21 protein-coding genes and 4 pseudogenes are annotated in these 22,761 nt (G+C 69.2%); 9 read left to right on the plus strand and 16 right to left on the minus strand.

Annotation, left to right across the window (positions count from 1 at the left end; translation table 11 throughout):
- Nucleotides 1-489: 489 nt before the first annotated feature.
- The 5 genes from OHB21_RS26605 to OHB21_RS26625 all read right to left on the minus strand — a co-directional run bounded on the left by OHB21_RS26605 (nucleotide 490) and on the right by OHB21_RS26625 (nucleotide 5,358).
- Nucleotides 490-747, minus strand: a complete 258-nt coding sequence (locus OHB21_RS26605) for an integrase core domain-containing protein (protein WP_195126734.1) — start codon at nucleotides 745-747, stop codon at nucleotides 490-492.
- Nucleotides 748-996: 249 nt separating this feature from the next.
- Nucleotides 997-2,751 (minus strand): GAF domain-containing sensor histidine kinase, encoded by a 1,755-nt coding sequence (locus OHB21_RS26610; protein WP_195126735.1) that lies wholly within the window; start codon nucleotides 2,749-2,751, stop codon nucleotides 997-999.
- A 49-nt stretch (nucleotides 2,752-2,800) separates the two neighbouring features.
- Nucleotides 2,801-3,436 carry a response regulator gene (locus OHB21_RS26615; protein ID WP_067512564.1) on the minus strand — a complete coding sequence of 212 codons (636 nt, stop codon included), beginning with the start codon at nucleotides 3,434-3,436 and terminating at the stop codon, nucleotides 2,801-2,803.
- A 473-nt stretch (nucleotides 3,437-3,909) separates the two neighbouring features.
- Complete coding sequence (locus tag OHB21_RS26620) at nucleotides 3,910-4,359, minus strand: hypothetical protein (RefSeq protein ID WP_195126736.1); 450 nt, start codon at nucleotides 4,357-4,359, stop codon at nucleotides 3,910-3,912.
- 18 nt (nucleotides 4,360-4,377) lie between these two features.
- Complete coding sequence (locus OHB21_RS26625) at nucleotides 4,378-5,358, minus strand: Acg family FMN-binding oxidoreductase (protein WP_067512559.1); 981 nt, start codon at nucleotides 5,356-5,358, stop codon at nucleotides 4,378-4,380.
- Nucleotides 5,359-5,673: 315 nt separating this feature from the next.
- Between OHB21_RS26625 and OHB21_RS26630 the strand changes: the two genes are divergently transcribed.
- Nucleotides 5,674-5,904, plus strand: coding sequence for a CHAD domain-containing protein (locus OHB21_RS26630; protein ID WP_195126737.1), 231 nt, complete (start codon nucleotides 5,674-5,676; stop codon nucleotides 5,902-5,904).
- A gap of 108 nt (nucleotides 5,905-6,012) precedes the next feature.
- On the opposite strand, the gene OHB21_RS26635 is transcribed toward OHB21_RS26630, so the two are convergent.
- The 5 genes from OHB21_RS26635 to OHB21_RS26655 all read right to left on the minus strand — a co-directional run bounded on the left by OHB21_RS26635 (nucleotide 6,013) and on the right by OHB21_RS26655 (nucleotide 10,121).
- The gene (locus OHB21_RS26635; RefSeq protein ID WP_195126738.1) at nucleotides 6,013-6,786 is read right to left on the minus strand and encodes a sulfite exporter TauE/SafE family protein; all 774 of its coding nucleotides are present in this window, start codon (nucleotides 6,784-6,786) and stop codon (nucleotides 6,013-6,015) included.
- 33 nt (nucleotides 6,787-6,819) lie between these two features.
- Nucleotides 6,820-7,224, minus strand: a complete 405-nt coding sequence (locus OHB21_RS26640) for a DUF302 domain-containing protein (RefSeq protein ID WP_195126739.1) — start codon at nucleotides 7,222-7,224, stop codon at nucleotides 6,820-6,822.
- A gap of 50 nt (nucleotides 7,225-7,274) precedes the next feature.
- Nucleotides 7,275-7,544, minus strand: coding sequence for a metal-sensitive transcriptional regulator (locus OHB21_RS26645; RefSeq protein ID WP_067512551.1), 270 nt, complete (start codon nucleotides 7,542-7,544; stop codon nucleotides 7,275-7,277).
- An 86-nt stretch (nucleotides 7,545-7,630) separates the two neighbouring features.
- Entirely contained in the window at nucleotides 7,631-9,703 is a 2,073-nt protein-coding gene (locus OHB21_RS26650) for an MMPL family transporter (RefSeq protein ID WP_195126756.1), read from the minus strand.
- Between the two features lie 247 nt (nucleotides 9,704-9,950).
- Nucleotides 9,951-10,121 (minus strand): hypothetical protein, encoded by a 171-nt coding sequence (locus OHB21_RS26655; protein WP_328436189.1) that lies wholly within the window; start codon nucleotides 10,119-10,121, stop codon nucleotides 9,951-9,953.
- A 129-nt stretch (nucleotides 10,122-10,250) separates the two neighbouring features.
- On the opposite strand from OHB21_RS26655, the gene OHB21_RS26660 reads away from it, so the two are divergent.
- From OHB21_RS26660 to OHB21_RS26675, 4 genes are all read left to right on the plus strand, one after another.
- Nucleotides 10,251-11,636, plus strand: coding sequence for an MBL fold metallo-hydrolase (locus tag OHB21_RS26660; RefSeq protein ID WP_195126740.1), 1,386 nt, complete (start codon nucleotides 10,251-10,253; stop codon nucleotides 11,634-11,636).
- A gap of 764 nt (nucleotides 11,637-12,400) precedes the next feature.
- Nucleotides 12,401-12,886 (plus strand): sigma 54 modulation/S30EA ribosomal C-terminal domain-containing protein, encoded by a 486-nt coding sequence (locus tag OHB21_RS26665; RefSeq protein ID WP_195126741.1) that lies wholly within the window; start codon nucleotides 12,401-12,403, stop codon nucleotides 12,884-12,886.
- Nucleotides 12,887-12,888: 2 nt separating this feature from the next.
- The gene (locus tag OHB21_RS26670; protein WP_195126742.1) at nucleotides 12,889-13,887 is read left to right on the plus strand and encodes a hypothetical protein; all 999 of its coding nucleotides are present in this window, start codon (nucleotides 12,889-12,891) and stop codon (nucleotides 13,885-13,887) included.
- Between the two features lie 626 nt (nucleotides 13,888-14,513).
- On the plus strand, nucleotides 14,514-15,566 hold the full coding sequence (locus tag OHB21_RS26675) for a nitroreductase family protein (RefSeq protein ID WP_232331862.1): 1,053 nt from the start codon (nucleotides 14,514-14,516) through the stop codon (nucleotides 15,564-15,566).
- A gap of 302 nt (nucleotides 15,567-15,868) precedes the next feature.
- Here the strand turns inward: OHB21_RS26675 and OHB21_RS26680 are convergent, their stop codons facing one another.
- Nucleotides 15,869-16,000, minus strand: coding sequence for a hypothetical protein (locus tag OHB21_RS26680; RefSeq protein ID WP_267465341.1), 132 nt, complete (start codon nucleotides 15,998-16,000; stop codon nucleotides 15,869-15,871).
- Between the two features lie 116 nt (nucleotides 16,001-16,116).
- Between OHB21_RS26680 and OHB21_RS26685 the strand changes: the two genes are divergently transcribed.
- The gene (locus OHB21_RS26685) at nucleotides 16,117-16,383 is read left to right on the plus strand and encodes a hypothetical protein (protein WP_067512534.1); all 267 of its coding nucleotides are present in this window, start codon (nucleotides 16,117-16,119) and stop codon (nucleotides 16,381-16,383) included.
- 149 nt (nucleotides 16,384-16,532) lie between these two features.
- Nucleotides 16,533-17,441 carry a universal stress protein gene (locus OHB21_RS26690; RefSeq protein ID WP_195126743.1) on the plus strand — a complete coding sequence of 303 codons (909 nt, stop codon included), beginning with the start codon at nucleotides 16,533-16,535 and terminating at the stop codon, nucleotides 17,439-17,441.
- A 459-nt stretch (nucleotides 17,442-17,900) separates the two neighbouring features.
- Here the strand turns inward: OHB21_RS26690 and OHB21_RS26695 are convergent, their stop codons facing one another.
- Nucleotides 17,901-18,575, minus strand: a complete 675-nt coding sequence (locus OHB21_RS26695; RefSeq protein ID WP_195126744.1) for a hypothetical protein — start codon at nucleotides 18,573-18,575, stop codon at nucleotides 17,901-17,903.
- 24 nt (nucleotides 18,576-18,599) lie between these two features.
- Nucleotides 18,600-18,854, minus strand: coding sequence for a hypothetical protein (locus tag OHB21_RS26700; RefSeq protein WP_067512529.1), 255 nt, complete (start codon nucleotides 18,852-18,854; stop codon nucleotides 18,600-18,602).
- Nucleotides 18,855-19,102: 248 nt separating this feature from the next.
- Between OHB21_RS26700 and OHB21_RS26705 the strand changes: the two genes are divergently transcribed.
- Together OHB21_RS26705 and OHB21_RS26710 are read left to right on the plus strand one after the other, a co-directional pair.
- Nucleotides 19,103-19,360 carry an SHOCT domain-containing protein gene (locus OHB21_RS26705; RefSeq protein WP_067512527.1) on the plus strand — a complete coding sequence of 86 codons (258 nt, stop codon included), beginning with the start codon at nucleotides 19,103-19,105 and terminating at the stop codon, nucleotides 19,358-19,360.
- Between the two features lie 348 nt (nucleotides 19,361-19,708).
- Nucleotides 19,709-21,367: pseudogene (locus OHB21_RS26710) on the plus strand (SulP family inorganic anion transporter); the annotation flags it as partial.
- 81 nt (nucleotides 21,368-21,448) lie between these two features.
- Here OHB21_RS26710 and OHB21_RS26715 read toward each other — a convergent pair.
- From OHB21_RS26715 to OHB21_RS26725, 3 pseudogenes are all read right to left on the minus strand, one after another.
- Nucleotides 21,449-21,649: pseudogene (locus OHB21_RS26715) on the minus strand (universal stress protein); the annotation flags it as partial.
- A 122-nt stretch (nucleotides 21,650-21,771) separates the two neighbouring features.
- Nucleotides 21,772-22,032 (minus strand): annotated as a pseudogene (locus tag OHB21_RS26720) (SDR family oxidoreductase); the annotation flags it as partial.
- A 42-nt stretch (nucleotides 22,033-22,074) separates the two neighbouring features.
- Nucleotides 22,075-22,748, minus strand: a pseudogene (locus tag OHB21_RS26725) (putative PEP-binding protein); the annotation flags it as partial.
- Nucleotides 22,749-22,761: the final 13 nt, after the last annotated feature.

The following is a 22,761-nucleotide window of genomic DNA, read 5'->3' on the forward strand; positions in this document are numbered from 1 at the left end:
TCGTGACGCACAACAGAGCAAACCCCCCACAAGGCGTGGGAGCCCAAGTGGCGGTTGCGGTTTCACCTCCACCGCTCGAGGGTGGGTGAACGGCAGAGCCGTCCGGGTCAGCAGTCGATGCGCTGACGTGCGGTGCTCCTCGTCGAGACTCTCCTCGAACGTGGTGCCTTCGGCGGCGAGTCGGCGCCGCGGCGTACGGGGGTGCAGGTGCAGCCACCCGGCGACCAGTTCGATCCACACCGGCACGGTGCCCAGGGCCGTGCGGCGGCTGTGCGGACTGGGTCAGGTGTTTGGCGTGCAACACTGCGGGTGAATCAGTGCGCTCCCACGCGAGCGGGGATGAGCCCAGCTAGATCACGCGGTAAAGCCATGGCCCTTCAGACTCAGCACGCAGTCGGAGTTCTCGAGTTCGGCAACCTTGGATCGCGCATCGCCTCTGCGAGCCTATGCATAGCCTGAACCGTCACGGGTAAGAGACCGGCTTCGGTTTCAGACCAGCGCCGGTCGGCGTGGTGGTTGTTGAGCGTAGTAGGCAGCTTCGCATTCGACCGGGGTCAAGTAGCCCAGGCGGGAATGCGGGCGGGCGTTGCTGTACCAGTCGCACCACTCCGTGAGCGCGAACTCGACCTCGGTGAGAGGCCTGAACGGGCCGTGCCGGTTGATCACCTCGGTCTTGAACAGGCCAATGATCGACTCCGCCAGAGCGTTGTCATGGGCATCGCCGACCGATCCGGCCGATGCCGACAAGCCGTGCAGGGCAAGTGATTCAGCGAAGCGAACGGAGACGTATCGCTCAGGTTCAACCGGTGGACGCAACGCCCGAGGTCGCGGAGGTGCCGTGGGAAGACCGTCGGACTGGATGAGGGAGATCGCCGGACGAGCGCCGATGCGCGAGATTCCGCACAGGTAGTCTCCGTCCTGGGAGCACAGGCAGAGTAGAGACGTCCGGCGTCGGTATGCGGACCAACCGGCCCCAGGATCGCGGTGGCCGAGGCGTCAGGGCAGGGGCGCTGTCCAGCGCAGGAGGGTCCCGCCCTCGGGGCGGTCGACGAGTTGGAAAGACCCACCGGCTTTTTCGGCGCGGACGGCGATATTGGCCAAACCGCTGCGGCGCGAGAGGTCGGCGGGGACGCCGACGCCGTCATCGGTGACTTCGATCGTGACCTCGTCGCCCACCCGGAGTTCGACCGCGACCAGACTGGCCCGCGCGTGCCGGACGACGTTGCTGACGGCTTCGCGCAGGACCGCTTCGACGTCGTCGGACAGGGGCGGAGCCAGCACCGTGACGGGCCCGGCGAGGCGGACTGTCGTGCGCAGCCCGCTGTCGGCGGTGGTGTCGACGATGATGCCGTGGAGGTGTTTGCGGTACTTCGAGGAATCCGCCGTGTTGTTGCTCTGTAGGTCGAAGATGGAGTGACGGATGTCCTGGACGATGGATTGGATGTCGTCGATGGTCTCCATCAGCCGGGTCTTGACCTCCGGCGTGCGCGCACGCTGCACGGTGCCCTGCAGGGACAGCCCGACCGCGAAAAGCCGCTGGATGACGTGGTCGTGCAGGCCCCGGGCGATACGGTCGCGGTCGGAGAGCACGTCGAGTTCGCGCATACGGCGCTGCGAGTCGGACAGTTGCAGGACCAGCGCGGCTTGATCGGCGAACGCGGTGAGCATGGCGGTGGTCGGCTCATCCATCGCCTGCGTATCCGCGGGCCGGATCGTGGTGAGTACGCCGATGACCTCCGACCCGACCCGCAACGGGACCACCACGGCGGGCCCGAACTGGGACCTGGTGTGCGAGAAGAGATTGTAGGGCGGCTTCTCGGACACGACCGTTTTCTCGGAACGGTACGCGGCTCCGGACTGCGAGTCCTCGACGGTGAGGCGCTGGCCGATGATCGCTTCGGCGTCGATTCCCGCCGCGGCGATCACCACCAGCTCGGTCACTTCGTCGCGGGGTACCTCGGGATCCTCGGGCAGCGCGACGAACGTGCACGCGGACTGGGTGAGGGTGAGGGCCCGCTGCGTGACGAGGTCGAGGACCTCGTCGGGTTCGCCGCCGGCGAGCAGTTCGGTCGCCACGTCCCGGGTCGCTTCGAGCCACTGTTGGCGGACGCGGGATTCCTCGTACAGGCGCGCGTTGGCGATGGCGATACCGGCCGCGGCGGCCAGGGCTTGGACGACGACCTCGTCGTCCTCGGTGAACTCCTGCCCCCCGGCCTTCTCGGTGAGGTAGAGATTGCCGAAGATCTCGTCGCGGACCTTGACGGGAACGCCCAGAAACGTCCGCATCGGTGGATGATGCGGTGGGAAGCCGACCGAGGAGGAGTGGTCGGACAGTGTCTTGAGCCGGATCGGTGTGGGCTCTTGGATCAGCAGTCCGAGCACCCCGTGGCCGCGGGGGAGGTCACCGATGAGGACGCGGGTGCGGTCGTCGATGCCCTCGTAGACGAACTCGGCGAGCTGATTGCTGTTCTTGTCGGTCTCCCGGACGCCCAAGGCGCCGTACCGGGCGTCGACGAGTTCGATGGCGGTGTGCACGATCGAGCGCAGCGTGTCGTCGAGATCGAGTCCCGAGGTGACGACGAGCATCGCCTCGACGAGCCGGTCCATGTTGTCGCGCACGTCGATGATCTGGGCGATGCGGTCCTGAACCTGGCTCAGCAACTCCCGCAGCCGCAACTGCGACAGGGTCTCTGTGACGGCGACCTGCCGACCCGGCGCGGGGTCTTTGCCGTGTTCGTCCACGGGGGACATTGTTCCACGGTCGTCCACGAGGGGGGTCCCGGTGTGGGCTGGAACCCCGTCACGCTTCGTTGAGCTTGGATGCCATCACCGCTGCCTGCGTGCGGCGTTCGACCCCGAGCTTCGTCAGCAGCCGGGAGACATAGTTCTTGACGGTCTTCTCCGCCAAGAACATGCGCGCGGCGATCTGCCGATTGGTCAAGCCTTCGCCGAGGAGCGCGAGCAGGGTTCGTTCCTGCTCGGTGAGTGTGGCCAGTGGACCCGTCTTGCCCGCCGCCTCGGTGCGCAACTTGGCCATCAGCGCCGCGGCGGCACGATTGTCCAACAGGGACTTCCCGGCGCTGACATCGCGGATGGCGGCGATCAGTTCGAGGCCCTTGATGTCTTTGATGACGTAACCGCTGGCACCGGCCAGGATCGCGTTGAGCATGGCTTGTTCGTCGGTGAACGAGGTGAGGATCAGACACCGCAGTTCCGGATTCGCCGACAGGAGCTCGCGGCACAGTTCGATGCCGTTGCCGTCGGGGAGCAGGACATCGAGCACCGCCACCTCGGGGCGCAGCGCCGGGATTCGGGCCAGCGCTTGAGCATAGGTACCGGCCTCGCCGACGACCTCGAGGTCGGGCTCCAGGTCGATGAGGTCGGCTACGCCGTGCCGAACGATTTCGTGATCGTCGACCAAGAAGACCTTGACCATGAGCGCGGACCTTTCGTTTCCTGTGGCACTACCAGCCTACGGCGCAGAGTTGCGCGTCGCTCGATACCGCCCGATAGTCGCTGGGCTGCGGGCGGGCGGCGGGGGCGGGCACCTGGGCATTCTCGAGGTCGGCCCGGCCCACAGGCCCCGAGGTGAATCCGGCGATCCTGTGGCGGAGAGAAGGAACGAGCGCGAGTTCGTTTCCCACGCCGAGGGTTCCGGACGGCGGGCAGGATCTCGCGGGAGCTGTGCATGTCGGGCCAGAACAGGTGCTCGACCCAGTCGTAGGTGTACGCACCGGTGCGGCCGGGACCATCCGGACGAGCCACGGCCAGACATCGGGGGCGCCGCGATACTCACCGAACCTATCGCTTGCAGGCGGGCCTCGGGAAGCAGATCGTCTCCGCACATCGGAGCGGTGACCTCGGTCGCGGCCGCACCTCGGTTCGAGCAGCGGCGACGGCGGTGGGTTGTCACGCCGGTGACGATCCGAACGGCACCGTGGGGGTCCCGGTGCGGAGGTCCGGGCGACGGAGCCGGTAGGCCAGCAGGCACACAGCGACACCGAGCAGTCCGACAACGGGCTGCAGCCAGGTGAACCGACCGATCACGAACGGCTGGACCGTGACCCAGCCGATCAGAAGGGCGCCGCTGACGAGACCCACGATCGGCGCGATCGGGTCGGCGCGCAGGGCGAGGACGGCGGTGGCCGCCATCGGCGCCCCGACGATCGCGGCCAGCAGCACACCGGCCGGGATCGGGCTGCCGAACGGGAGGCGTGCGGTGATGTCGGGGCCGAGCTCGGCGCCGCCGCTGACGAGACCCACGGCGCCGACGAAGGCCCACAGGGCGACGAATCCGGCACTACCGATCAGCCCTGCGCGCAGGGCGCGGCGGGTCTTGCGTTGGCGGAAGGACGACATGGTGGAACTCCTGGTGGGCTATCGGCTCCAGCCGAGTACGTCGGGCACAGGTCGGCGAGGCGTGGGCGGCGGCCGTCGGTCGTCGGGGGCGAGGCCGATGCGCAGGACGACCTGCGGTATCCCGGGATGGCCGATCAGGCTGCCGAGCAGGCGTCGCCCGGCGGTCAGTTCGGTGATATGGGTCAGTGCGCAGGTCGACAAGCCGGACGCCGTGCACTCGAGCAGTGCCGCCGAGAGCGCCTCGCCGGTGCGCAGCCACGTCTGCGGCATCTCGTCCGTCGCGGTGAGTACGGCCAGGCGCGCGTGATCGCGAAGTTCGCCGCGGCGGGCGGGGATCTTCGGATGCGGGAAGTCGCGGACGACTCCGACGCGGGCCGCTTCCGGCTCCGACACCAACGCTGACGCCGGCACGCCCTCCGCGAGATGGGAATGTCCCGACCACCACCGGATTTCGGACTGGTACTCCATGTCGTACCGGCGCAGCGCCTCGGACTGTTCCGAAGCCAGTGACAGTCGTGTCCGCGCGTCCTCGTCGAGGATGTCCAGTGTGAGGCCGTGTCGGCTGACGAGTTCTTCCAGCGCCAATCTGATCGAGGCCCAGCCGCTCGGCGCGGCCATGGGCAGCCGGTCGGTGTACCGGTACTCGATCGCCTCGGCTCGCCGGAGCACGGCCGTGGGCGGGTCGCGCCACGGGCTGAAGTCGATGGTCGCCAGGAGGTCGGGCTGGGTAGGGTCGGGTATCCGCTCGACGTCGGTGCGCCAGTGCAGCGACGCGAAGACGGTCTGGGCGTGCTGCAATGCGGCGCCACAACTGATCACAGCCTGGCGTCCATCTGGGTCGACGGCGGTCAGTTGCCTGTCGAGGTCGCGTCGCAAGGTCAGCCGCGCACCGTCGAAGTCCCATCGCCACGGTTGTGTGTTGTGGATCGACGGAGCGCGGCACGCCAGCTGAATCCCCAGTCGGACCGCCGAACGGGTGGGGGCTGTTTCATCGCTCATGGCAGCCAGTGTGCGCGGGAAAGGCGCCTCAGCGAGACGGCCGTTACGCCCGTTTGGTGAGGACGAAATGCCTCAATGCGTCGCGCAGTCCGACTCTCCCGTGACGGCGAGCGAGGGTGGGGTCCCGAGGCACGCGCCGGCAGGTCTTTCGTCGTGCAGATCGGGGCTGTCACACGAAGACCGCGATGGACGAACGGCCCCGTGCCCAGGGAACGGGGAACGCGATGGTGTACGGCGGGGAGTGAACGTCACCGACACAGCGAGAAACCGTGATGACCGTCGAGACTCGACCGGACGCCGAGTGTCAGCCGCCGGATGCGAAGGGTCGGTTCGGCCAGGGACGAGGACGCCACCGACGCGGCGCTGCACGAACTCCGGAAGCCGGTGTGGCGCACCTGGTACTACGTGGAGTCGGTGCGCGATCTGGATCCCGCGCGAATCGACCAGACCGTCGCCGGTCTGGTCGCTGTGCAGGATCTGCTCGGCGAGCACCAGGACGCGGTGGTGGCCGAGCACCGTCCGATCCAGCTGACCAGGGAAGCCTAGAATGCGGGGGAGTCCACGTTCACCTACGGACTGCTGCTGCGGCGCGAGATCGATCGCACCACCCCGCCGCGGACGTCGTCGTGAGAAGCACGAAGGCTACCGCGACCGTCAGCGCACGATGATCACGTCGACGAGGACGAAGGCCGCCACCGTGAAGATCAGGAAGGCGAACCACCTCTGCAACCGCGCGACGTCGACTCGTTGTCCGTAGCGGCCCGCGACGAGAGACCCGCCGATGGCCGTCGTGGCGAAGACCGCCGCGACCCGCCAGTCGAGGCTGAGATCGCCCAGGTAAGCGGCGAATCCCGAGGCCGAGTTGGCGGTGACGATCACCAGAGATGTGCCGATGGCTACCGACATCTCGATGCCGAGCAGCAGAACGAGGCCGGGGACGATGAGAAAACCGCCACCGACCCCGAACAGCCCGGTCAGGAAACCCACGCCGAGGCCGACCGGAACGGCACGTGAGGTGCATCGACGCCAATTGACGGTCGATCCGTCCACTCGGCACGCGGTACCGATGCTGTCCTCACTCGCGAGCATCCGGGCTCCGGCGGCGATCATGACGAGCGCGAAGCCGGCGAGAGTCAGCGCCGGCGGAAGGGCGCGGTTCGCGGCGCTCCCGGCGAACGCGGCGGGCAGTCCGGCCACGGCGAACACGGCCGCGACCCGCCACTGCACCCGGCCTGAGCGCATCTTGGGGACCGCGCCCGCCAGCGCGGAGAGGCCGACCACCAGCAGAGACATCGGAACCGCCTGTCCGAGCGGGATCCCGAGTCCGTAGACGAGGCCGGGCACGGCGAGGATCGACCCACCGCCGCCGAGGAGGCCGAGCAGGATTCCGATGACGGCTCCCACGAGGACGGAGACGAGGATCGTCATCGGTGGCTCCTTCCGGACCCCGCGCTCTCGCGGTCAGTCTTCGACGGTCAGCGCATCGATCGCGGATTGCAGGCGGCGGCCCGCGTCGTCGGCGACCGAGGCGAGTGCGGGTTCATCGGTGACCTGCACGAGCAGGTGCGGATTCATCGCCTCGACGAGGACCGTGCCCGGCGCGGCCGGGTCCTCGCGCACGACGACATTGCAGGGCAGCAGCAATCCGATCTGCCGGTTCACCTCCACCGCGCGGTGCGCGAGCGGCGGATTGCAGGCGCCGAGGATCAGATACCGCTCCATGTCGGCGCCGAGTTTGGCCTTCATGGTGGCCTGCATGTCGATCTCGGTCAGTACTCCGAAGCCTTGTTCCTGCAACGCGGCTCGGGTCCGAGCGACGGCGTCGTCGAACGAGGTCGTCAACGTGGTGGACAGTGCGAGGTTCAACGGTGGTTCTCCTCGGTCGAGGTCGGCAGTCAGGGAGCCCGCGGCTACTGTCAGGCGAGGGCTAGGAAGAGCTTCTCGAGCTCCGCTTCGCTCATGGGGTCCTTGCCGTCGGCGGCGTCTCCGGCCAGGCATTCGCGCAGTCCACTGGCGACGATCTTGAATCCCGCCTTGTCCAGCGCGCGCGAGACCGCCGCGAGCTGGGTGACGACCTCTTTGCAGTCGCGCCCGTTCTCGATCATCGAGATCACCCCGGCGAGCTGCCCGTGCGCGCGGCGCAGCCGGTTGAGGACCAGCGCGATACTCTCGTCATTTCCGACCATGGCGATTCCTTTCACGAACCTGACTCGACTATACCCCAGGGGGTATGTGTGGTGCGGTAACCCGCGCCACACATACCCCGATCGCCTCAGCCGTGTGAGAAGGTGACCTTCGGTAGCACGCGGCCCAGCCAGGCGGGTGACCACCAGGCGGCGTGACCGGTCAGGCGCAGCAGTACCGGCAGCAGGACCAGGCGGATGAACACCGCGTCCAGCAGCACGGCGACGCCGAGGATGATTCCCATCTCCTTGGGTGGCAACGGCTCGGCGAGTGCGAAGGTGAAGAACACCGCGACCATCACCGCCGCGGCGGCCGCGATGATGCGGCCCGAATGGGCCAGGCCCATGACATGCGCAACGTTGGGGTCGCCCGATTCCTCGTAGTGCTCCTTGGCGGTCGCGAGCAGGAACACCGTGTAGTCCATCGCGATGGCGAAGATCATCGCGAAGAAGAACACCGGTCCCCAGCCGTCCAGGAAGCCCTGCGGGGTGAACCCGAGCAGGCTCGCGCCGTGGCCGTCCTGGAAGATCAGCCTGGCCACGCCGAACGCCGCCGCGGTCGAGAGCAGGCTCACCACAGTCCCGAGGACGGCGATGAGCGGAGCCTGGAGCGCGGCCAGCAGCAGCGTGAAGCCGAGCGCGAGGATGACACCGATGATCACCGGCAGGTAGTCGTCGAGTGCTCGCTGAAGGTCGAGGTTCTCCGCGGGAGCGCCGCCGACCAGTGCCTGCGCCGGCAGATCGGCGCGCAAACGATCGAGGATCGCGCCCATCGCCTCATCCGAGGGGTCGACCGCTGGAATCGCCTGGAGCATCAGATGATCGGAGCCGTCCGCGCTGGGGATCGGTGGGGTGACCATGGCGATGCCCTCGGTCGTCCTCGCGGTGGCGGCGGTCGCCTCGGCGTCGGCCGTGGGGGCGATGATCTGGAACATGCCCGGTGCTCCCTCGCCCATCTGGGCCTGGATCAGTTCGTAGCCCTGGCGCACGGAAGCGTCGGCGGGCACGACCTGGATCGACGGCATGGCCACCTTCAGGCCGAGTACCGGGATCGCCAGCGCCGTCAGCACGAGTAGGGAGCCGATGGCGAAGGGCCACGGGTGCCTGTGCAGCAGGTTGCCCCAGGATTCGAACCGGGGGGACCGGTGCTGCTGCCGGGTGGCGTAGGGCAGTGACCCGGCGTTGATCTTCGGGCCCAGGGCGCCCAGTGCGGCCGGGAGCAGGGTCAGCGTGGCGGCGAGGACGAACGCGACGGCGAGCATGATTCCCACGGCCATGGTCCGCACCGCGGGCGCGGGGACGAGCAACACCGCGGACAGGCTCACCAACACGGTCAGGCCGGACAGGATGACCGCCTTGCCCGCGGTGTCCATCGTCTCGGCGACGGCGGCACGGGTATCCGCGGCCTTGCGCAGCGCGTCACGAAACCTCGCGACGAGGAAGAGGGCGTAGTCGATGCCGAGAGCCAGGGCGAACATCATGGCGAAGTTCATCGCCCACACCGAGATCGGGGTGGCGGAATTTAGCAGCACCAGTCCGCCCGCGGAGGCCACCAGGCCCGCGAGGGTCAGCAGCAGTGGCAGGCCCGCGGCGACGAGTGAGCCGAACGCGAGCACCATGATCGCCAGTGTCACCGGCCAGGAGAGCATCTCCGCCTTGATCATGGCGTCATGGTTGGCCCTGTTGAACTCGCTCCACAGTGCGGTCGCGCCGGTGGGGTAGATCTCGATGTCGGCGGTCGACAGTGCGGTCAGCTCGCTCCCGAGGTCGTCGACCGCCTTGACCATCTCGTCCGTGCTCGCGGCGGCGCCGGCGATCACGACGCCGGTGTGGCCGTCCGGACTGATCGTCATCCCGGGTTGGGGAGCGATGACCTGGCTGAAGCGGTCGTCGCCCTGGAACAGGGCGATCGCCTCGGTCAGGACCTGTTGCACCGCCGGATCGGACACCAGTGCGGAGTCGGAGTGCACGACCACCTGCACCGCGGCGGAGGAGTTTCCGCCGAAGTGCTGCTGTGCCAGCTCGCGGGCGCGCACCGACTCCGAGCCGTCGGCCTGCCAGCCTGCGCCCGCCAGGGAGTCGAACACACTCGGCGCGGCGGCGCCGAGTGCGACCAGCGCGATCAACCACACGCCGAAAACCCACTTCGTGTGGGTGGCCATCCGCGCTCCCCAGCGGGCCAGCGCGCCGGCTGGGGTCCCCGGCGGCGCGGATCCGTCTTCGCGTTCCGACGTCGCCGGCGACTGCTCGCCGATGAAGGTGTTCTTGCTGCTCAACGTTTGGTTTCCTTATGCGGGTGGGGGTATGTCTTCCGGCATGATTCGCCGGGTGGGTGGCGGGTAGGCGAGGCGGAAGCGGTGCGGGCTGTCGCTCGATCGGGCGGCTTCCTCGCGCGCTCGGCCAGCAGGCTCAGCGGCCCAGGATGCGGCCGAGGATGCCGGGGGTGCCGGTGCGATCGGGTGTCGGCTCACAGGTGCACCGCCGAGATGCGGGCACGGATTTCAGCACGCTGTCGACGTGCGCTCCGCAGCCGCCCCACGTGGTCTTCTTGCAGGTCGAACAAGTGACGGCATAGCACATAACTCCTCCTCGGAGACGTAGGGATCCGGATCAAAAATACCCCCGGGGGTACTTGCATACCCTAGGGGGTATATGCGACGCTGTCCACAGCGGCAGCGCGAACGTGTCGTCGGATTGGAGGAAAACGTGATGATCCTCGAGCAGTACTACCTCGAATGCCTGTCCCACGCCTCGTATCTGATCGGCGACGAGAGCACCGGCCGGGCCGTCGTCGTCGATCCGCGGCGCGACGTCACCGAGTATCTCGACGACGCACGGCGACTCGGATTGACGATCGAAGGCGTGATCAACACGCACTTCCACGCGGACTTCGTCTCCGGTCATCTCGAGCTGCTCGCCGCCACCGGGGCGTGGATCGGTTTCGGCGAGGCGGCCGAGACCGCGTATCCGATCCGTCGGCTCGCGCACGGCGAGCGTGTGTCGCTGGGCGAGGTCGACCTGGAGGTGTTGTCCACTCCCGGGCATACGTGGGAATCGATCAGCCTGCTGGTGCGCGAGAATCCGACGGCCCGGCCGACGGCGGTGCTGACCGGTGACTCGCTGTTCATCGGGGATGTGGGCCGACCCGACCTGGTCAACCTCGGTGACGGCTCCACCACCGATCTCGCGCGGGCGATGTACCGGACCATCCACCAGACCCTGCTGGCACTGCCGGACTCGGTGATCGTCATGCCCGCGCACGGTGCGGGCTCCTCGTGCGGGAAGAACCTGTCCGCGGAGCTGACCTCGACAATCGGGGAACAGCGCAGAACCAATCCGTCGGTGCGGCCGATGAGCGAGGAATCCTTCGTCGCGCTGATCACCGATGGCCAGCCGGCTGTCCCGGAGTATTTCCACGTCGACGCCGCCCTCAACAAGGGCGACCGCGCGGTGCTGGATCCGCACCGCGTGATCCCGGCGTTCACCGCGCGGCAGGTTCGGGACGAATCGGCGTCCGGCACAGTCATCCTCGATGCCCGTACCCCTGAGGATTTCGCCGCCGGGCACCTGCGCGGATCGGTGAATGTCGGTTTCGACGGCCGCTTCGCCGAAACCGGCGGAATGGTGGCCGGGATCGGTGACCGGATCGTACTGATCGCCTACCCTGGCGAGGAACAGGACGCCGCGCTGCGACTGGCCCGCATCGGGTCCGACGACGCGGTCGGCTACTTCACGGTCGACCACGGCGGTGTCTTTCCCGCTGAGCTGGCCGATCTCGTGCAATCGGCGCCGCGAACGACCGTCGAGCAGCTACGGCAGCTCCTCGACGCCGACCGGGTCGCCCTCGTCGACGTCCGCAATCCCGGCGAGCGCGAGTTCGGCTACATCCCCGAAGCGATGCCCATTCCGTTGGCACAGTTGCGTGCCAGGATCGGTGAGCTGCCCACCGGGGTGCCGATCGTGGTGCACTGCGCGGGCGGATGGCGCTCGAGCGTCGCAGCGTCACTGCTTCGCTCGCTGGGCATCGAGCAGGTCAGTGACCTGGTCGGCGGCTACAACGCGTGGATCGATCACCGGGCGACGGCACCGGCCTGACGTCGGCATCGCGCGAGGTCGTCAGCTGCCGGCGGGAACCGTGGTGTCGCAGGGCAGGGCATGCCCCAGATCTGCCCCGAGTCCCGGGGTGCGCTCCGCATGTTCGACGCACGGGCGGGTGGCGGGTGCTGGGATGCAGGCGTCGCGTGACCCGGCTGTGAGTGACGGAGAGCGTGATCGGTCGCCCCCCGGCCGGGACCGAACGGCGCCGCCGAGCGCGGGCAAGTCCGCGCCGGACAGAGCGGTCCACACGTTCGCGTGGACCGCGGCCGCGTCGGTGACCACGCCGTCCATGTCGAAGACGACCGCGCGGTACTCAGCGGCGGTACGCGCGGGTTCCGTCACCTGGATTCGGGCGCTCGTTTCCGATCTCGTCCGGTAGCGCCCATCACCTCGTCCCACCATTCCTGGAGGAGGTTCGGTTCCGGCCGGCGCACCGTCGCTGATCCGGCGCCGTCGTGGCGCACCGGGGGATCGGGGACTTCGCCGAGGGTGGATGACATCGCTACCTCCTCGTGGCGCGTTGTCTCAGTCCGAGAGGTGGCCGGAAGGGCCGGCAGTCCACGCCCGCCGGGCCGCACAGCCCTGCCCGCGCGCGGTCGCGCGGCACCGGTGGCTGCCGCCCGCTCGCGGTGCTTCACTAGGTGAAGTGACGAAGGTCCGGCGAATCTGTGTCCGATGCGCGTGGGCGCCGGCATCAGGGCCCTGCCCGTGGGGTGCCTGCCTCGGCGAGTCTGGTCCCAACCTGTCACGTCCGAGAACAGGTGCCCTACTTTCCCCGCCCCATCGAGGAGCGGGGAATTCTGCGTCGCAAGTCGTTCGCGCGCACGGCGCAGACCCGGGACGAGGCGGCGCTCGATATGGCGTTGCTCGACTACGACTTCCACCTGTTCACCGAATCCGGCAGCGGTGTCGACAGCGTCCTGTATCGGCCGGGTTCCACGGGATTTCGCCTTACCCAGCTGGACCCGCGGCCCGAGCAGGTGAGCGCGGCCAGGGAGGCCGTCTCGATCAGTGCCGCGAGCGCACCCGAGCTCGGTATCGACGCCGCGGTCGACTGTCTGGAGTTGACGGGCTGGCCGTTCGTGTTCTACCGGGACCCACAGCGGGGTCGCGGCCATGTGCTGTACCACCGCTACGACGGGCACTACGGCCTTCTCACGCCCGCGGCGGTATGGATGCGGATCATCGACGTGGTGGGTTTGGCGGCGACGGAACCGGCCGGGAGTACCGCAGGGCGAAGGTGTTGAGAGTGCCGGCCGACGCGGATCCGATCGTGGCACGGCTACTCCACTCCGAGGAGCCGTCCATCCGTTGGCGCACCCTCCTCGGCGTGCTCGGAGTGCCGCCGTCGGATCCCGCGGTGATCACGGCGGCCGCGGCGATTCCCGGCAGTGAGCGCGTGCGGCGTCTGCTCTCCGAACGGCTCGTCGACGGCACACTGCCCTTCCACCCCTACAGCGCGAAGTGGCGAGGGGCACACTGGGTGCTTGTCGCGTTGGCCGAACTCGGATATCCGGCCGGTGACGAATCCTTGGTGCCGTTGCGCGAGCAAGCCCTGGGTTGGCTGCTGTCGCCGGAGTACGAGCGGCGCTATATCGGCCGGGTTCGGGACCGGGAACTGCCGACGTTGCACGCGTCCATCGAGGGAAACCTGGTCTGGGCGCTGCTGCGGTTGGGGCTGGCGGACCAGCGCGTCGGTCACCTCGTCGATCGTCTGCTGCGTGCTCAATGGCCCGACGGCGGCTGGAACTGTGATCGGCGAGCGACCGGTCACGTGTCGTCCTTCGGGGAGAGCCTCGTCCCGCTGCGGGCTCTGAACGCTTGTGCCCGCACCACCGGAGATCCCGAGGTCGGCGAGGCGGTCCTGCGCGCCTCGGAGCTGTTCCTCGGACGTCGGCTGTTCCGCCGCCGCACCGACGGCTCGGTCATCGATCGATCCTTTCTCGAACTGCACTTTCCGTGCTACTGGCACTACGACATCCTGTTCGCGTTGACAGTGCTGGCCGAGGCCGAGTTGATCGAGGATCCACGCTGCGCCGAGGCTCTCGACGTGCTCGAGGCGAAGCGCTTGCCCGACGGAGGATTTCCTGCGGAGGCCAAGTTCTATCGGGTCAGCTCCGCGCAGCCAGGCGGCGGGTCGTCTGTGGTCGGTTGGGGACCGACCAGCCGCCGGTTGCCGAACGAATGGGTGAGCTGCGCGGCGCTCATCGCGTTGACCGCGGCCGGGCGTCGCGGTCGGTCCTCGTGAGCTGCCGGCCGGCCGCCTTCTCCGCGACCGTGCTCTCTGGCGCGGCCGATGGCACCGGCGCGCGGTGGCGGCCGAGTTCGCGTGGTATCGGACGAATTCCAAGGCCGGGTCGTGGACAGGTCCCGTGCGCGAGTGCGCCAGGTCGGAGGCGTCGGCCAGCGGCACGGTCCGTGGGCCGGAGGAGTCCTGTTCGGGGAGCGCGTCCGCGGCCCGGCGGACTCGGCCGCAGGGAAGTCGAGTAGTGGCCGATGCTCGACCGACCGGTCGGCGCGACCGGTCCACGGTGTCGTAGCCGCGCTCGCCGCCCTGCCCTCGCGGATGGCCCTGAACCAGAGCAGGTCGCCGTCGCGGACCGCGCGCCGCCGTTCGTCCCCGGGGTCGAAGCGGGTCGAAGTGCGACGTCGAAATGCGGCGCGTGCGCCCGCTCGCAGGAGTGGCAGCCCGCCGCGCTGAACCGGAGTCGGCAGGTCATCGTCACGATCTGGTCGTTCGCCACTTGCACGCATACGGTCCATCGAGCCTCGCCGCGCGAGAAGTCCGCGCTCAGCGACTTGCACTCGCATCCGATATTCGGCGACAGCTCGTCGTCGGGGTGGGCGGCCTCCGCCACCGGAGCGGAGCCGGCGGTGAGCTGGGATATCGGCCCGAAGTCATCTCGGACGGTGCCTTCGTGCTCTAACTCCGCTCGGGGCGCGATGGCACCGTGGGATACGTCTACGAAAGGACGACACCCCATGGACCCCGGAATGCCCGACCGCCGCACAGTCACAGCGGCACTGACGCTCGCCGGGCGTGCGCCGTCCCGGCGCAACACCCAGCCGTGGCGGTGGCGGGTGACCGATCAGGGCGTTCACCTCCACCTCGATCCGCGCTGTTCGACGTTCGCGACCGATCCCGCGTCGCGCGACGCGCTTCTGGGGTGTGGCATCGCGCTGCACCACGTGAGTGTGGCGTTCGCGGCGGCCGGGTGGGCCACGGTGGTCCGTCGGCTGCCGGATCCCGCCCGACCCGGTCTGCTGGCGTCACTTCGCTTGGTGCCGCATCGCCCCACGATGCTGGAGAAGTCGCTGCGCGACGCGATCACCGAGCGGCGCAGTGATGATCGTCCCTACCAGCTCAGGCCGATACCGGCCGGATATCTGGGCCTGTTCCGGGAGCGCGCGGCGGCGTTGGGCGGCATCGTGCGGCTCGTCTCCGACAGCGACCGCGTACACCTCGCGGAGTACGCGAGCTCGCGTCGACCGACGGTGACCTGTGCGAGCGGATCTGTGCTCGCACAGGTCCCACCGCCGCGCCGAGCGCTCGGCGAGGGGCGCACCGGGCGCAGGACGCCGTGGCCGCCGACCGCATCCGGTTCCGCGGAGAGCATGGAAGCCGCGGTCGTCGATTACGCCGAGTTCTTCCTCGCCGGTACACCGGGCGACGATGCGCTGTCGAGGTTGCGTGCCGGTGAGTCGATCAGCGCGGTGCTGCTGACCGCCACCAACATCGGTCTGGCGACATGCTTGCTCACGCAGCCGCTCGAGTCGCGGCGGGACTTCATCCGGACCGAAGTACTGGGCGGCACCGCGTTCCCGCACGCTGTCCTGCGCGTGGGATGGGCACGGGATACCGGGGATCCACCGGCCGTGACGCCTCGTCGCCCCGTCGAGGACCTGATGCTTCCCGAACATCACTGACGTCCGAACATCACTGACGCCGAGGGTGCCGTACGCTCCTCACTCGGAGCCCGGATGGATGACCAGGACGGGGCAGCGGGCGCACTGGACCAGCGCGTTCGCCGTCGAACCGAGCCGTGAGCCGGGAAAGCCGCCCGGCCTCGGTTACCGCCGGCCCCGACGATGCCCCGCCTGGCCCCTGGCCGGGATGCGAGCAGGATCTGCGCGGCGGAGCCGGCAGGTTCGGCGCCGCGACATCCGGTGGCCGTCGCTGTCGGAGCGCACCGTGGAGATCGCAGGTGCGCGGGCGCCGCGCTCGAGCATCAGAGTTGGCCGCGCGCGTCGTCGTACCCGGCGATCGGACGGCCGATCAGGGCGGTGGTCTCGACAGGGCGATGCGCTGCCGCGCGGTCCTCGCCGAACGTCGGGCTCGCGCTCGTCCCGGGTGCGGGCACGGTCGCGCTGCTCCCGCACCGGGGGATCTTCACCGTCCCGCATCCGCGCCGATTCCAGCCGGACAGGGTCGACGCCCGGGTGACCACCAGACCCGGTGGTCGTCTGCCCTTCTGCTGTGGACGAGAAGGACAGGCTCGCCGCCCACAGTTCGCCGGTGGTGGTCACCTACGGCGCCGACGAGATCGATCCGGTGCGCCGCGTCGGATGGTCGGTGTCGGTGACCGGACTGGCCCGCGCCGTCTGCGGCCCCGGGCGCATCGCGAGCTACGAGCGGCGGCTACGGCCCTGGGTGGAAGGCATGATGGACACCGTCATCACGATCGATCCCGACATCGTGACCGGCATCCGCCTGCTGGAACGGCAAGCACCCGAGCACAGCTGATGCCGCGGTGACACCGCGACCACGGAGCGGAATCGGAACCGATCGGCCGTCGCACCAATGACTTTGGCCCCTGACTTCCGCGGGGCGGTCGCGGGAATGCTGGATGTCGACGCCCGCGACGGGCCGGTGACCCCCAGAAAGGCTCGACCATGACCGAGAAGACCGTGCGGCCCACCGACCATCGACCCCGGCCCGTGCTGGCCGCGGTCGATGGCTCCGCCAACTCCTATCAGGCCGCGGCGTGGGCGGCGGCCGAAGCGGCGCTGCATCGCCTGCCGCTGCACATTCTCACCTCGGCGGCGATCCAGACAGGCTTCGGCCCGGGGATGTCGCTGGGTGAGGCGGATCTGGAATGGCTCCGGGTGGACGCCGAGCGAGTGGTCGGGGAAGCGGCGCGGGTGGCCCGCGCGGCGGTGCCCGAGGACGACCTCACGATCACCACCGAGGTCGCGTTCGAACGGGCCGCACCGCTGCTGATCGACCGGTCGACCACGGCGGAGATGCTCGTGGTCGGCAGCCGCGGCATCGGCGCTTTCCAGCGCGGGCTGCTCGGCTCGGTCAGTACCGCCGTGACGCGTCACGCCCACTGCCCGGTCGCCGTGGTCCAGGGCATCGTCGCGACGGACCCGGTGTCTGCCGCGCTGCCGGTGCTGGTCGGCGTCGACGGGTCCGACAACAGCGTGCCCGCGGTACGACTGGCGTTCGAGGAGGCCTCGCGCCGCAAGGTCGACCTCGTGGCGGTGCACGCGTTCGACGACTCCAGCGCCGATCTGCCCGCGTTCGGCTGGGAAACGGGCAGGCAGACAGCCGAAACCGAACTCTCCGAGGCGCTGGCGGGCTACCGCGAGAGCTATCCGGATGTGGCGGTGCGCGGCGTCGTCGTCGCCAACCGCCCGGTCCGCGCCCTGCTGCGGGAGGCCGCTTCGGCTCAGTTGCTGGTGGTGGGTAGTCACGGACGCGGTGGATTCACCAGCATGCTGCTGGGCTCCACGAGCAACGCCCTGCTGCACTCGGTCGACATTCCGATGATCGTCGTCCGCGACCGGGAGCAGGGCTGACCCGAGGCGGCCACCGTGCGCGGTGGCCGCCTCGTCGGGCGCCGACGAGCGCGGGGAAGTCGCCGGAAACGCCACGACGTCCCGTCGCGGAGTCGCTGATGAGCGACAACGACGCAGGCGTGCGTTCAGGGCGGTGAAACCCTCGGCGGCGACGGCCCGGCCCTCGATGTCGACCCGCCCTGAGCAGGAGGAGTGTCAGGTGTCCGGCGTCCTGTCTGACCCAGACTTGATCGACCGACTTCTACGACGCCTGTCCGCGGTCCCGTGGCCCGCAGTGCGGGCGATGGCGATCGTCGTGGCGTGAGTCTGTTGCGGGCCGACCTCGGCGGAGCGACCGCGCCGACCGTCTTCGAGGTCCTCCGAGACGGGCTGTCGTCCGCCTTCGCCGGTCACCGCGCTGTCGATCGCGGCCGATCTGCTCGCCATCGCGACGGCGGCGGCTGCCCTGGTGCACCGGCCCTACTTCTCCGAGGATTTCTTCGCCGGGCTACGCGGCGAGGACGACGGGGGTGGGTAGGGCCATCGGTGCTCACCGGCCCGGTGGGTCTGTGCTGGATGTGCTGTCGTCACCGGGAGATACCCGGTCCAGTCGACGCGGGCCAGCATGACGACGCCGACCAGGAGCACGATCTGTACGGCGATGCCGTAGGGCGTGGTGAACGAGGCGGTGAGGGTCTCGCCGAGACTGCGCTCGGCGACCTCGGCGGCGCTGAGGTACAGCGAGAAACTCACTGTTCGTCCCGCGACATGCGCGGCGGTCAGCGGAAACAGGCGCAGACCCAGGAGCCCGGCCGCCTCGAACAACTGCGCCGACGGGAGCGGTGAGACGAGGAATACCCCGATCGTGGCGAATTTGCGGCCACGACGACCGGTGAGATGGTCACCGGCGGCCCGCAGGTTGGTTGTGCGCCGCGGGCCGAGATGGCCGCCGGCGCGACGGGTGGCGGCGGCGAGGACATACCGGCCCGCACCCGAGGCGACGGCGGCGCAGACGACGAGCGGGACCGGATCGAGGTTCCCGTTGAGTCCGAAGAACACCACGAGCAGGGCGTTCGGCGGCCCGAACGCCGGCAGCAGGTTCACCGCGAACACGACGGCGACCACCAGGAGCAACTGCCCAGCCGTCGTGCTCATGTCAGCTTCTGCGTGCGGGCGGACTCAGCGTCGGGCGGCGAGCCTGCGCAGCCGCTCGTGCTCGAGGACGAACACGGCGATGCTCCCGGTGAAGCTCGTCGCCGTCGCGATCGCCCCGAGCGTGGTCCAGCCGCCGAAGCCGTAACCCGCGGCCGTCAAGGTCGAGGCGAGTCCGACGATCCCGGTGAAGAAGAGCAGGATCCCGGGAATGTTGTAGGGATCGGCGAGGCTCTGGCCCGGCTTGTTGTGGTACGCGGCGCCGGTGACGCTGTCACTCACGGTGGTTCCTCCGATGTCTGTCCGCAGACCGGATACGGTGTCCGCGGTGTGTCGACACACTGTCTCGCCGCTGCCCGCTTCCTCGTGAGAGGCGTTGGTCCCCAGCAGCTTCGACCAAAGTCATCGGGGGCAATCGGCACTGCTCGAAGGGGCCTATCGGCCCTTACCCCGCAGTGGCGGGAAGGGTCATGGTTGCACTACCGGCGAACCGCTGCGCCGCGCGGTCCGGGGCACGGAAGGAGACTGAAATGTACTGGTACGACCACGATGTCGGTGGCTGGAGCTACGTTTGGATGGGCTTCGGCATGGTCCTGTTCTGGGCTCTGCTGATCGCCGGTTTCGTGCTCGCCCTGCGGTATCTGTTCCGGGTGGACAACGAGCGTCGTGCGCACCCGGCGCCGCCGGGCGCCGAACATGTCCTGGCGGAGCGTTTCGCCCGCGGCGAGATCGACGCGAAGGAATACGCGGATCGGCTGGCTGTTCTGCGTTCGGCCACGACAGGGTGATCCGGCCCCGCCCGCACCGTCGATCATGCGGAGTCGCGCGCACCTCAGGGACCAGTGACCGTCCCGGCGAGGACCTTCGGCTCGGTTCCGGGTACGGCCCCGGCGGTGAATGTTGGGCGCTCGACGCCGCTGTGGCGCCTGCGAGCGGAAAGGACGGATGTGGTCGTGGGTTCATCGGATCACTCGTCACGGTTCCTCCTCGGGCCCGAGGCGACGGTGCGTCCGTGGTGCCGTGTCCGGCGCCGGATTCGAGCGATTGGGCGCCGAGATCGGCCGTACCCTCCGACAATTCGGTGCGGACCGGTCCATGCGATCCCGCGGCCCGATTGCCCCGTCGAGACCGGAACGATGGTGACGCGTCTGCTGCCGGGCTTGCGGCAATTCCGGGGTTATCGGCGTTCGTGGCTCCGCGCGGATGTGGTCGCGGGCGTGACCGTGGCGGCGTATCTGATCCCTCAGGTGATGGCGTACGCGACGGTGGCGGGCTTGCCGCCGGTGGTCGGGCTGTGGGCGGCGATCGCCCCGCTGGCCGTGTACGTGCTGTGGGGGACCTCGCGTCAGCTGTCGGTGGGACCGGAGTCGACCACCGCGCTGCTGACCGCCGTGGCGCTGGCGCCGCTGGCCGGCGGCGACCCCCGGCGGTACGCCGCGCTGGCCGGGTTGCTCGCGTTGCTGGTCGGCGCGCTGTGCCTGCTCGGCGCGTTGATCAGGCTGGGCGTGCTCGCGGATCTGTTGTCGCACCCGGTGCTGGTCGGCTATCTGGCCGGCACCGCGGGCCTGATGATCGTGGGGCAGTCGGGGAGAGTCACCGGAGTGCCGGTCGAGGGTGACACGGTGTTCGCGCAGGCGCGTTCGCTGGTGGCCGGCATCGACCAGTGGCATCCCGCGACGGCGCTGCTGGCGGGATCGGTACTGGTGGCGTTGCTCGCCATGGCCCGGTGGCTGCCGCGTGCGCCGGGCCCGTTGATCGCGGTCCTGGCGGCGGCCGTGTCGGTATCGGCGTTGTCACTGGAGCGATTCGGTATCGCGGTGATCGGCAGCGTGCCGACCGGGCTGCCGGTACCGGGTCTTCCCGAGTTGGAGTTCGCCGACGTCTCCGCGTTGTTGCTGCCCGCCGTCGGTATCGCGGTGGTGGGATTCTCCGACAACGCGCTGACCGGTCGCGCGTTCGCGGCACGGCACGGTGACCATGTGCGGCCGAATGTCGAGCTGGCGGCCCTGGGTGCGACGAACGTGGCCACGGCGCTGACCCACGGCTTTCCGGTGAGTTGTAGCGGCAGTCGCACGACCATCGCTGATCTGCTCGGGGCCCGGACCCAGCTCTACGCCCTGGTCACCGGTGCCGCGGTGCTGGTCGTGCTGTTCGGCGCGACCGGCGTGCTGGCCGGATTCCCCGTCGCCGCGCTGGGTGCGCTGGTGGTCTACGCCGCGCTGCGGCTGATCGACGTGTCGGAGTTCGCTCGGCTGGCGCGTTTCCGCCGCAGCGAACTCCTACTCGCGGTGGGGACCGTGGTTGCCGTCTTGGCACTCGGTGTGCTCTACGGCATCCTGGTCGCGATCGCCCTGTCCGTGTCGGACCTGCTACGACGGATCGCCCACGCGCATGACGCGGTGCTCGGCTTCGTCCCCCACCTGGCGGGGATGCACGATGTGGACGACTACCCCGACGCCACACGGATCGCTGGATTGGTGATCTACCGCTATGACGCGCCGTTGTGCTTCGCCAATGCGGAGGACTTCCGCAAACGCGCGCTGGCAGCGGCGGAATCCGGCGGCAGGGAACTCCGGTGGTTCGTTCTCAGCGCCGAGGCGAACGTCGAGGTGGACCTGACCGCGCTCGACGCCGTCGAGCAGGTGCGTGCCGAATTGTCCGGGCGCGGCGTGGTCTTCGCGATGGCCCGGGTGAAACAGGATCTGCGCGATGATCTCGACGCCTGCGGGCTGACCGGACGGATCGGTGCCGAACGGTTGTTCCCGACGCTGGCGACAGCGGTCGCGGCGTTTCGCGCCGCGACCGCGTCGACGGGTGGCGCCGACCCCTGGCCTCCGGCGGACGAACCGAACCGCAAGGACCCGAGCCCACACCGATCAGTCGTGGTGCGCGACCATGACCGGGCACTCGGCGTGGTGGACCAGCCGGTCGCTGGTCGACCCGAGGAGCAGACCGCGGAAGCCACCACGACCCCGGCTACCGACGACGAGCAACTGCGCGGTCTGTGACCGATGGGCGAGCCGCTCGCGCGGCCCGAACACCTCGACCTCGCGCCGGACCGCCACATCGGCGAAACGTGGAGTCGGTGCGCGGCGGCTTCTTCTCCGTCATGCAGGCCCGCGCGCCGCACAGCAGCACGACACCGTGTGGGTCTCGTAGACTCGTGCGGGCGGCGGGCCTGCCGCCCATCGTGCGGAGTTCATGAAGGAAGGACCAGCGCGGCGCCGGCGGTCGCGCCGCCGTCGAGCACGAACTCCGATCCGGTGGAGAACGTCGCCTCGGTGACGATGAAGCCGACCATCGCGGCGACCTCTTCGGGCTCACCGAAGCGTGGAAGTGGTTGTCCCGCCGCGATACCGGGGTCCAGCTCGGTGGTCATCGGGGTGTGGATCGGTCCCGGGTGCACCGAGCAGACCCGGATGCCTGCCGCGCCGAGCTCGAGCGCCGCCGCTCCGAGCAGGATGATCGAGCCTTTCGGTGTCGGGTGTTCGAAGGGGAGTGGTCACGCCGGGCGTGACGGGTGGTTGGTGCCGGCGAGCGCGTGATCGAGCAGGACGCGGCGTTCCGCGGACGCGACGACCTGGCGCGTCGCCGCGACGGCGTCCGGCGTCACCGATACCGACGTGATGCCCATGCGCACCAGGTGCTCGGCGAACGCCGGCCGGTTCGAGGGCGCCTGGCCGCACAGCGACGACGTGACGCCAAGGCGGCGGGCTACGCCGATGATGCGCGACATGGCTTCCAGCACAGCCGGATCCGATTCGTCGAACAGCTCGGCGCACTCCTCGGAGTCGCCGTCGACGCCCAGCATCAGCCGGGTCAGGTCGTTGCCGCCGATGGAGACACCATCGATGCCGAGGCCGACGTATTCGGGCAGCCAGTGCGGCACCGAGGGCACCTCGGCCATCACCAGCGATGCGGGCCACGTTGTCTGCCGAGCGCACTGGCGTCGACGATTTCCAGGCAGGCTTCCAGTTCCCACCTGGTCCGCACGAAGGGGATCATGATGTGCAGATTCGGGTTGTCGTGGCGGGCGTCGGCGAGCGCGGAGAGTTCGGCGGTGAAGAGGTCGGGTTCGCGGATGTACCGGTAGCAGCCTCGGTAGCCGATCATCGGGTTGTGCTCGACGGGCTCGTATCGTTCGCCACCGCGCAGCGCGCGGAATTCACCGCGACGCCCGCGGTGCGAG

The organism is Nocardia puris (genome assembly GCF_036051655.1).
GTDB classification, from domain to species: domain Bacteria; phylum Actinomycetota; class Actinomycetes; order Mycobacteriales; family Mycobacteriaceae; genus Nocardia; species Nocardia puris.